This window comes from Aquabacterium sp. UBA2148 (assembly GCF_002328915.1).
GTDB classification, from domain to species: Bacteria; Pseudomonadota; Gammaproteobacteria; order Burkholderiales; family Burkholderiaceae_C; genus Aquabacterium; species Aquabacterium parvum.
The window spans coordinates 1-10,223 of sequence record NZ_DCXA01000210.1 but is presented as its reverse complement, the minus strand read 5'-3'; the positions used below and the strand labels follow the sequence as shown (position 1 = coordinate 10,223).

Below are 10,223 nucleotides of genomic sequence, written 5' to 3'. Positions count from 1 at the left end.
CGACCCATTCCACGGCCGCCCGCCGTGCGCCGCGCAGTTCGTCGACCTGAAGCACGCGCTCGCCGAACGCCTTTAGGCCGCCGTAGCGCGGCTGCAGGGCAGGATTCCAGCCGAAGGCTATCGCGTCGATGTCGGCCGCAGACAGACCGCTGTACGACAGACAGAAGCGGATAGCTCGTTTGGGCAGCGCGTCGTGCGCGTAGCGCTGGCGCGTGAACCGCTCCTCCTCGCCCATCGCGAGCACGCGCCCGTCGCGCATCAGGCAGGCAGCGGCATCGTGCCCCAGGCCGCCGCTGATGCCCAGCACGATCATAGTGCCTCCTTTCGCGGGTGCGCGACGATGCCACGATAGAAGGCAGTTGCCCGAGCCGTCACACTGGCGCGGGCAGCATACGTGGCCACCAGAGCGCGGTTGCCGGTCTTCCATGCGCGCTGGCTAGCGACCGGTGCGCGCAGGCATCGCAGGATCGCGTCAGCAATTCCGGCCGGGTCCAGATTGAGAGCATAGGCGATGCCGGGCGCGTTCATGAAGCCCGCCGGCAGCGTTGCATGCGGCGACACGACCGGCAACGCTCCGCAGGCCATGGCCTCCAGCAGCGCGTTGGGAACTCCGTCCAGTGGCGACGGCGCGAGCATGACCCGCGCCTGGCGGAGCGCGTCCAGTGATTCCGTATGGGACACCAGGCCCTGGACGCGCGTGCGCGCCCACAACTCGGCGGGCCAGTGGCCGCGCAGCCAGCGCAGGAAGTCGGGCTGGTGAGCGAAGAGCAGCCGCAACTGCAACTCCGGCGCGCGCAGGAAGGCAAGGCGCAGTCCTTCTGCGATTGCGTAGCCATCGACGCTGGGGTTGGCATAGGCCTTAGGCCACAGCACCAGAGGAGGGCGCAAGGCCTCGTCCTGAGGCTCAGCCATCTCCGCAGCCGACAGCCCGCCACCGCCCGGCACTGCGCCCATGCATCGCCGCCGCGCCTCGTCAGACAAGCCGTGGTTGGCCGCGAACGCGAGGTTTTCTGTGTTGTCGGCGATCAGGCCGTCGCAACGTCCGAAAACGGACCGCATGCGTGCCGCGGCAGCGGGGTCCTTGCAGTACAGCGTGATCTCTGGCCCGCCGCGCAGCTGCAGCACGAAGGGGGTGTCAGACTGTGCGAGCGCGTCGACCGTGAAATAGCCTGCGGCATCTATGCCGAAGGCGTGCACGAGGTCGGGCCGAAAGGCGGTTATCTCCGCGCGCAGCCCGGCGAGGGCCTGCAGCCGCTCCGCGGCGAACTCGTCCGGCAATTCGGCGAGTCTTGGGGCATCGAAGTCAGCGCCTCGCAGCATGGTGCGGTGCCCGTCCAGCATAAAGACCTGCGTAAGGGCGCCGGCGTCTCGGCATAAGGCCATCCAGCGGTTGTCGTGTATGCTTCCCCCGCCCACAAAGAAGATCCGCAGCGTATTCATGTGCGGGTATCCATCCAGACTAAAGCGGCCAGCACGGTGCCCAAAGGCTGGTCGCCTTCGAGGTGGCCGCTACAGACCTTGTCCAGCGCGGCTAGCAGCAGGTGCGGGTCGATATCAGCGCGTGCCAGTGTCTCAGCATGGCGGGCAATGAGCTGCTCCAGCCTCGTGCGGTGCCGACGGTAACCCCGCACATAAAGACCATCGTAGGCAACCTTGTGCGGCCGCGATAGCAGCTCGGCGGGCAGCTGCGCTGCAAACAGGTCACGCAAGATCTGTTTGTAGGCCGCGCCGGGGGCCTGTCGCGGCCAGAGTGTCGCGGTCAGGCGCAGCACGTCGGGGTGGGTAAAGCCGCCGACCCGGGGGCAACCCAGGCGCGGTGCTACTACCACGTCAGCCCAGCCGTCGTCGATGTGGGCACCGGAAAAATACTGGCGGTGGAACCCGCTCTCGCCGTCACCGAACCACGCCCGCACCGTCTGGAGATGGTCTGACACGGCCAGCCAGCCGCGCTTCCCCAGCCAAGTAGGACGCAGCTGGGTGCCGAAGCCGCTGAACTGACGGGCGGGCCCCATACCGAATATAGTGTCGCCGCCAAAGCCGTGGAACGAGACGCCAGCGCCTCGGACCGCTGCCGCAGCCAGCATCGCTCGGTGCTGTGCGAACCCCACTGCCGCCAAGCTGGGCTCGTCGTGCGGAGGCATGTCATACCAATGGTCGAACGGCAGCAACTCTGAACCGTCCAGCGCTCGTGAGGTGAGCCCCAAGGCGCGGGCCGCAGCGTCTATGAAGTAGCGCTCGCGGCGAAACTCGAAGTAGGGATAGATAATGCTGTTCGCAACACGTTGGCGGCCGGCCCGCTGCGCTGCGGCCTGCGAGGCGAGCGCAACCGAGGTCGAATCCAGTCCGCCAGAGAGTTCGTAAGCGACGGCCATGCCCGGAGGCGTGGCGTCCACGGCAGAGGACAGTGTGGCGACAATTGTGTCGGCCAGCGCGTGGCGCAACTCATCTGTGTCGTTGGGCAGACCAGACAGATCGTCGTGCAGGATCTCGTGGCGGGTGAGGCGGTCCGCGCGCAGTTCCACTACTGAGGCCGGTGGGATGCGGTGCACGCTGTTGAAAACAGTGTCCAGCGTAGCTCGGGGCTCGAATGGCCCCTGCACCGCATTAGCTAGGAAGAAGGCCAGCCAGTCACTGCGAAGCTGGTCGGCATCGACTTCGTCGAGCGTGTCAGTCATCAGCCAGTCCTGCCCCAATTGGCGCAGGAACAGCCGCGTCGGCGCAGCACCTCCGCGTACCGCGATGACGGCATCGGGCCGGACGACGACAAAGGCGTCGGTCAAAGATCCGAGGCGCTGAGCTGCGGCAGCAGAGTCATGGCCTGGCCCGCCCAAGGCGATCTGCAGCGCCACCTGCTGACTGGCCACGGTGGGCAGGCGGCCCAGCGCGTCCTGCAGCAGCAACAAAACAGCGTCGCCGTGGCGCTGCTCCGACCAGCCGACGCGCCTGAGCTTGAACCGCAGCGTGCGCGCCTTTGTGCCCTGGCCCCAGCCAGCGCGGGTCTCGCTGTTACGCGCGGGGGCAATCAAATTCGAACCGGAGCACCGGTTGGTAGTGTGCAATGCGGTCGACCGATTCGTTGGCCAGCCACTCGCCCGAGGTTCCGCCGTGTTCTGCGGGCACGGTCACCCACGCGTGCATCCATGTCGTGGGGATCCACACGCCCACATGAAGGCGCAGTGGAACACCGTGGCGGACCAGGAAGACGGCCTGCATGAAGCTCGTCTGCAGGCATTGGTTCCTTGGTGGCTCGCCGACCGAGCGCAGAAGGCCAAGCGCTTCACGCACGGCAAGAGTGCGTGACGGGTGAAGGCTGGCGATGTAGCAAGCAAGCGAGTCCAGCGCCATGAACCGGGTGGATAGCCGCATGGGCAGAGCAATGCGGCGCAGGAAGCAACGGCAAGCCTCAGCGTCGCGAGCCAGTACGGGCATCGCGCCGGGGTCGGGCGCCAGAGTTGAAAGAGGGTCTTCCGCAGGCGTCACGTCAAGGTCAAGCGCCAGCGGTCGCAAGCGGGCGCGAACTTGCTCCTCCGCGAGTTCCTGCCGAGTCAGGACGACCAAGTCTCCACTGCGCGGCGAAACGAAATACGCTTCCCCTGTTTCGCTATCAACAGCGCTGAAGCGTCGACTGCGCAATGTGAAATGCGGCAACCCGGCGGAGCAGCTGCGCCATCTCATGGACAGAGAAACCGACGCAAGTCAGCTGAAGTAGTAGTAGTAGGTCTGCTCTTTCTGCGTGTTGCCCACCTGGCGGATGGAAGCACGACCGGCACGGATGAAACGACGGGCAAGAAATCTGGAGAACCACATAGACATGTCGAAAACCTCAAAAAAAGATGCGATGGTGGCGTGCCCACGACTGCAAGACAAGCAACAACCAAAATGTAAGCGAGCGCTGTTGGGCGGTCAACTCTCTATAGGCAAAACGGTGCGCCAGGGTAGGGTCGTGCCACCCGACCTCGCGCAGCGCGCTGACCGACATCTCGCGCGATACGATAGGCATGAGGGGGCCGCGCAGCCATTCGTCGTAAGGGGCGACAAAACCGCGCTTGCCGCTGCGAGTGAGCAGCGCGGGCGAGACGCGCCCGTTTGCGACCTGCACCATGCGGCGCTTCAACGGGCTTTCAGCGTAGGACAGCGAAGGACTAGGCGCCACTGGCCAAGTCTGAGCTAGCGATTCTTCCGACTCACCAAGCGCATGCTCTGTGAGCGACGTGTCTAGCAAGGGCACACGCACCTCCACGCCAAACGCCATGGCACAGGCGTCAAGGTCGCGCAGCAGCCGATCAGCCGTGAAGCGGCGCAACACGATGCGCTGCAAACGCTCGGCCAGCGGCTGACTGGGACCGGGATCGACGGCGCGCAAGGCACGTAACGCCCCGCGGTGGACGGCCTTCGGCGGCAAACCCAGCAGCGGGCCTACCTCACCGGCCGCGCAGAGCGTGCAGCGCTGCATCCAGGCCTTGGCCAGCGCGGTACGGCCCAGGCTCACACGGCCGCGATGCGTGTCCAGGATGTCCCAGACCCAGGGGTAGCCGAATAACAGTTCGTCTGGGCCAGTGCCGTTGAGCAGCACGCGGATGTCGCGAGGCAGCGCGCGCATAAAGACGTACACGTTCGCGCCGTCCAGAGTGGGCTGATCTAGCGCAGCAATGAAGTGACGGAACCAGTCGTGGATATCGCCGGCCCGCGATTCAAGCCGGGTGTGGATCAGCCCCGCGCGGGTGGCCGTGGCCTCGGCTTCGGCGGTCTCGTCTAAGAAAGCTCGGGCGGACTCGAAGGCCAGCGTGTAACTGCGGGCCTGTGGCCGTCTCGCGGCGGTGAAGTGGGCCAGCAGTGCGGAGTCGACGCCGCCGCTGAGCATCAGATGGGCGTCGGGCTGATCGGCCAGTTGCGCGTCGACCGCAGCTTGCATCAGGTCGGCCAGTCGCTGGGTGGGGTCGGCCGCAGTATCGTGCCGCGCCCGCAAGGGACACAGTCGGCGCGACGAGACCTGCCCGTCGCGCCACTGCAGGCACCAGCCAGGCTCCAGCGCGCGCACATCGGCGAGCGGTGTGTCCGGCTCGGCAAAGCTACCGAACTGCAGGTAGTGGGCGACGGCCTGCCGGTCCAGCAGCGGCCGCGCCATGCCTGCTGCCAGCAGGGCAGTTGCCGTCGATGCGAAGGCAAAGCGCCCGCCTCGATGGGCATGGAGCAGCGGCTTGACGCCCAACGGATCGCGCAGCAGCGTGATGTCCGGCACGGCGCCGCGAGCATCAACAACGGCCAGCGCGTAGATGCCCTGCAGCTCCGCCAGCGCATCGACGCCGCCAGCCATGAAGAGGTCCAGCACCAGTTCCGTATCGGTTGAGGTGCGGGGCGCAGGCAGGGCGCCGTCCAGTCGGTGGCGCAGTGCCTGGACGTTGTAGATCTCGCCGTTGAACAGCAGGGCCACTCGCCCGCATCGAGAGTGCATCGGCTGCTGGGATCGCTCCGGAGTGTCGCGCAGGGCAAGCAAGGTGTGCCCCATCCAGACGCCGCCGAGTTCCGCCTCCGCAGAGCCGTCGGGGCCGCGCGGTGCCAAGGCTTGCAAGGCGGCGCGACGCTGGGGAGCGGCGATGCCGCCGGCGACGCCGATCAGACCGCACATGGAGGGTGCGGCAGCGGCATGCCGGGGTTCTACTTATTCTTGCAAAATGCCACATGGTCCGCACTTCGCCACCTTTTGTAGTCGCCGACGAACGCTTGCACAGCCGCGTGCTGGAGGTCGTGACGGTCGAGCAGTGCAACCTGTCGTGCCGCTCCTGCACGCACCACTCGCCGGTGTCGCCGAACTGGCAGGTCGAGCCCGGCCGCCTGGCGCAGCTGCTGGCGGCTCTGGGGCGCACCTTCAGCTGCGGCGTGGTCAAGCTGATGGGCGGAGAGCCTCTGTTGCACGAGCGGCTGGGCGACGTTGTCGAGGTAGTACGCAGCAGCGGCGTGGCCACCGAAGTGCACCTCGTCACCAATGGTCTGCTGCTGGCGCGGGCGCCGACCAGCGTGTTGCGCAGCTTTGACCAGATCAGCATCTCGGTCTATCCGGGCGTCCGTCTGGGCGCCGCAGCAGCTCGGGCACTCAACGCTATGCAGCGCGAGCCGCATGTGCGCGTGGTTATGACGCCAATGCCGGTATTCCAAGAATCTTTTAGCCGGAAAGGCACGACCGACGGTGCGCTGGTCCAGCGCATCTACAACGACTGCAAGGTCGCGCACGAGTGGGGTTGCTATACGCTCTTTGATCGCCACTTCTTCAAGTGCCCGCAGGCCTATGTTCTCAGGCGCATGACGCAGGGCGAATCTGTGGACTACGGCGAGGTGGGCATCGACGTGACTGCGCCGGGCGGTGCAGACAGCCTGCGTTCTGCGCTCACATCTTACTTGAACGATACGCGGCCACTTGCCTCCTGTCGCCACTGTCTGGGCACCTCCGGCGCCAGCTTCGCGCATGCCCTGACCCCGCGCACGCAATGGATGGCTTGGCAGGACCTGCCTACAGAGGCACTTCTCGAACCGGGGAGCGCAGTGTGAATGGCCTGGAGCGCCGTCTCCCGAAATGGTGGGCCTCCACGGTGCACCTCAATCGCGCTCAGTGTCGCCACCTGTGTGTCCTTCGCTGCGCGACGTCCGTCAGGGGCCCAAGTACGCGTACCACCGGCCGCTTCGAGGCGACGAGTTCAGCGCCACAAATGTCGCTGATGGGTCGATCTGCGACGGTCGCGGATCGCGATAGCCGTCACTCGGCCCGTTCGCATGTGAACGTCAGGCCCAATGCCCGGCTCCGGGTGAGAAGCCGTCAGCTAGGCAGTGCCAGCTCGTTCGACCGCATCTAGTAAAAGCAGTCACTGGGCGCGCCATGGTTGAGCGTCCGAGATCAGCCCAAAGCTGACCTATGCCCGGCCCCCAGCTACCGAGTACGCTGGCCCACATCAAGGCGCGCGCCGACGCTGCTCAGCGAAACCTAGCCTGGGTCCACGCCGCCGGTCACGCGCGGCGCCCAAGCCTTCGCACCAAGTCTGTTTTTCTCCGCCTCTTCGAGATTTTTCTCGCCCACTTCGAGAACGCATCGGCAACGATGTGATGCATTTGCCATCTGGCAAGTTGCACGGTGAGTGATTTCACAGTAACAGGCTTGCAAGGGATGGAAATCACTACCAGACGCCATGAGATGAGTGACTTCACTGCCACCCCTGCGCAAGCAAAGTCCTACGCAGGGTCTTGATTGCATGCTTATGGATCAAAGACTTAGCGGAGTTACATTGTGAGTGATTTCACTTACCGCTCCCAGTTCGCTTGGCTGGGCTTGTTGCCCTGCTCAAGAGCCGCCAGGGTCTGACGATAGACCGCTGATGATCAAAAAAACACCGCGTCAGTTGCCCCCACTGGCCGACATGCTAAGGGAAATGGGGGCTTCAATCCACGACGCCAGCCGAGCCCTACACGTCGCACCTTCAAAGCTGTACCGTTGGCACCACACAGGCACACCACGAGCCGCCGCGCTGGGCCTGTACTGGATGACTTCGTGGGGGGGTGTCCGAGCTTGTAGAGGATGCCGTTTGGCGAGCCAGAACAGCCGAGAAGCTTGCAGACGCCCGAGGCCGTGAGCTTGCAACACTGAGGGCGCACCTCCTGAAGCTGGGAGAGCTTGGTGTTGGCGCCGATTCAAAATTGAGCCACGGGGCTCAGTTTTCGGTCGGCGTCAACACTCATCTCTCGCTTGCGCGGCAGGCTGACCGTGGTCATCGTGACCCACAACCTGGCTCAGGCACGGCGCATCGCCAACTACGCTGCCTTTTTCTGGATGAAAGAGCGCATGGGCAAGCTGGTCGAATTCGGCCGATGTCAGACCTTGTTTGAATCACCTCAAGACCGGCTGACCCGAGCCTATGTCTCGGGCGCTGCGGGCTAGCGCAGGGGTGATGTCACATGGCTGGGTAAACGGCTCTGGGCCATGTGCGTCAAAACACGGATCAAAAACCTCGGCATGACGAGAGAGAAATCGGTGACTCGCCCGGTCTGATCATGTGCCGGGCTGTTCCGGCGTCATCTCAAGGAAACCCACATGACCGATGCACGCACCCTGCTCAAGTCGTCCGCCCTGGCGCTGCTTTGCGCCGCCGCAGCCACCGCCACCCTCCCCGCTCACGCCGCCAAGGACGGGATGGAAAAGTGCGCTGGCATCGCCAAGGCCGGCAAGAACGACTGCGGCACCAGCAAGCATGCGTGCGCCGCCCAGGCCACCAAGAATGGCGATGCCGAAGAGTGGGTCTACGTGCCCACCGGCACGTGCGACAAGATCGTGGGTGGCACGCTCGTCAAGTCCGCCAAGAAGGGCTGATGGAGATGGCCGCCGAAGAACAGATCGCGCATGCCGGCGTGGTGGCGACGGCAATGCATGGGTGTGGCTTGCGGTTCGCACACCTGCCTGACTGGATGGCCCATCAGCGGCCACCTTGCCTGCTGGAGTTGCACACCGAGAACCTGTTCGCCCTGCCTTCGGTGGCCCATCGGCGCTTGAGCGCTTTGCGTGAGCACCATGCGTTCTCGCTGCATGGCGTGGGGCTCTCACTGGGCTCGACAGACGGCCTGGACCCACACCACCTGCAGCAGGTTGCCGAGCAGGTTCGGCGCTACGAGCCCCTGCTGGTGTCCGAACACCTGGCCTGGAATCGCATCGACGGCACTTGCGTGCCCGACCTGCTCCCCATGCCTTTCTCGCTCGATGCCTTGCACGCGGTGGCCGCCAACGTGCAGCGCACGCAAGAGGCCTTGCAGCGAAGCATCGCGGTCGAAAACATCTCGGCCTACCTGATGCCACCGCCAGCGGACTTCGACGAAGCAGGCTTCTTGACCGAGCTGACCCAACGAACGGGTTGCACCCTGTTGGTCGACCTCAACAACCTGCACGTCAACCAGCTGAACCACGGGCACGACGCCTGGTCCCTGTTGAGGGGGCTGCCATCCGCGAGCATCTCGCAATGGCACCTGGGCGGCCCCACCGAGGTCGATGGCGCCTGGATCGACACCCACGCCAGCACGGTGCCCGAGGCCGTCTGGTCCCTGTACGACATGGCGATCGACACCGTGGGACCCAGGCCCACCATCGTGGAGTGGGACCAGGACCTGCCGCCTCTGCAGACCTTGCTGGACCTGGCCGAGAGGGCCCGCAAAGCACTGACGCGCCGCAGCACCCCTTCTTGCATCCGCTCGAACGCATTGCAGGAGCAGTTCGCATGAGCTCGCCCGGCATGGCATGTCAAGAACTCACCGGATGGGGCCGCGATCAACGCGCCTGGATGCAGGCGTTGCTGAGCCCCAACCCCATACCACCTTGGACATCCTGGCGGGGCGGCGTTCGGCACGTGGAGGCCGCAGGCGCCGTCTACATCAACAACATCCGTGCCAACGTCATCGCGGCGCTGAGCCTGAGCTACCCAGCGATGCGCCGGGCCCTGGGGCCGCAGCGCTTCGCCAGCCTGGTGGTAGAGGGGCTGCGCCGATTCCCCCCTTCAAGCGGTGACTTGTCGGGTCATGGTGGGTGGCTGCCGCAACTCCTGGCTGAGCACCTCAAGCGTGAGCAGCTCGAACCCGGGTGCCCAACATCCTGCCAAAGGGCTGACGCAGGCAAGCTGGTGTGGCTGGCCCGCCTTGAATGGGCGCTGGACCAAGCTCGCAGCCAGGACAGCGAAACAGCTTGGACGTGGGCCGACGCAGCCCATGACCTGTCACAGCCAGATTGGGTGACCGCGCACACTCGAGTTCGAAGGCCATGGCAGGTCTGGTCGCTGACTGAAGACCGCGCGGCCTTGCTCGCGAGCCTGGCTGAACACATCCAGGCCGAATGGTTGCCGGCAGACGCCTCGGCTTCGGCTTCGAGCTGCACGGCGCCAAACTGGCCCCTTGATGGCCCCTCCCCTGCAGCCCTGCTTCAGCAAGGATCCAGGTTGCTGGCGATTCAAGCCGAAGAGCGTGACTGGCTGCAGGCCTTGAATGCCGGTCTCAGCATCGAGATGGCCACCCAGCAGGTGCTCGCCAACCACCCGCTTTGGCGCCCCGACGCGATCGTTCACCTCAGCCTGTCACATGGCCTGCTGTGCCCCTTGCGGCATCGCGCGTTCGCGGGTTGACAGGCCTCCATGCAGAAAGCACCCATGCCACACACCATCCAGACCCTTTGGCGCCAACATGCCCACTGGCAAACCTTGTGGACC

Annotated in this window: 10 protein-coding genes; 5 read left to right on the top strand and 5 right to left on the bottom strand. The window is 65.2% G+C overall.

The genetic code is table 11. The features are described 5' to 3' along the window. The 5 genes from B2W70_RS11745 to B2W70_RS11725 form a co-directional block, all read right to left on the bottom strand. Positions 1–313 (bottom strand): carbamoyltransferase N-terminal domain-containing protein (locus B2W70_RS11745; RefSeq protein ID WP_286745894.1); only part of this gene is annotated, 313 nt, incomplete at its 3' end. Then, complete coding sequence (locus B2W70_RS11740; protein ID WP_286745892.1) at positions 310–1,440, bottom strand: glycosyltransferase; 1,131 nt, start codon at positions 1,438–1,440, stop codon at positions 310–312. The genes B2W70_RS11740 and B2W70_RS11745, both read right to left, overlap by 4 nt. After that, on the bottom strand, positions 1,437–3,026 hold the full coding sequence (locus tag B2W70_RS11735; RefSeq protein ID WP_286745891.1) for an asparagine synthase-related protein: 1,590 nt from the start codon (positions 3,024–3,026) through the stop codon (positions 1,437–1,439). The genes B2W70_RS11740 and B2W70_RS11735 overlap by 4 nt, the downstream gene beginning before the upstream one ends. Continuing rightward, positions 3,007–3,675: a lasso peptide biosynthesis protein gene (locus B2W70_RS11730; protein ID WP_286745889.1), complete on the bottom strand. Its 669-nt coding sequence runs from the start codon at positions 3,673–3,675 to the stop codon at positions 3,007–3,009. Before B2W70_RS11730 ends, B2W70_RS11735 begins: the two co-directional genes overlap by 20 nt. A 148-nt stretch (positions 3,676–3,823) precedes the next feature. Next, positions 3,824–5,626: an asparagine synthetase B family protein gene (locus B2W70_RS11725; protein ID WP_286745887.1), complete on the bottom strand. Its 1,803-nt coding sequence runs from the start codon at positions 5,624–5,626 to the stop codon at positions 3,824–3,826. Between the two features lie 53 nt (positions 5,627–5,679). Here B2W70_RS11725 and B2W70_RS11720 point away from each other — a divergent pair, with 53 nt between their 5' ends. The 5 genes from B2W70_RS11720 (at position 5,680) to B2W70_RS11700 (ending at position 10,139) form a co-directional block, all read left to right on the top strand. Continuing rightward, positions 5,680–6,543 (top strand): radical SAM protein, encoded by an 864-nt coding sequence (locus B2W70_RS11720; protein ID WP_286745885.1) that lies wholly within the window; start codon positions 5,680–5,682, stop codon positions 6,541–6,543. A gap of 1,186 nt (positions 6,544–7,729) precedes the next feature. Next, on the top strand, positions 7,730–7,921 hold the full coding sequence (locus tag B2W70_RS11715) for a hypothetical protein (protein ID WP_286745883.1): 192 nt from the start codon (positions 7,730–7,732) through the stop codon (positions 7,919–7,921). A 153-nt stretch (positions 7,922–8,074) separates the two neighbouring features. Continuing rightward, the gene (locus B2W70_RS11710) at positions 8,075–8,350 is read left to right on the top strand and encodes a DUF2282 domain-containing protein (RefSeq protein WP_286745881.1); all 276 of its coding nucleotides are present in this window, start codon (positions 8,075–8,077) and stop codon (positions 8,348–8,350) included. Next, complete coding sequence (locus B2W70_RS11705) at positions 8,350–9,249, top strand: DUF692 domain-containing protein (RefSeq protein WP_286745880.1); 900 nt, start codon at positions 8,350–8,352, stop codon at positions 9,247–9,249. The genes B2W70_RS11710 and B2W70_RS11705 overlap by 1 nt, the downstream gene beginning before the upstream one ends. An 11-nt stretch (positions 9,250–9,260) precedes the next feature. Continuing rightward, the gene (locus B2W70_RS11700; protein WP_286745879.1) at positions 9,261–10,139 is read left to right on the top strand and encodes a DNA-binding domain-containing protein; all 879 of its coding nucleotides are present in this window, start codon (positions 9,261–9,263) and stop codon (positions 10,137–10,139) included. Positions 10,140–10,223: the final 84 nt, after the last annotated feature.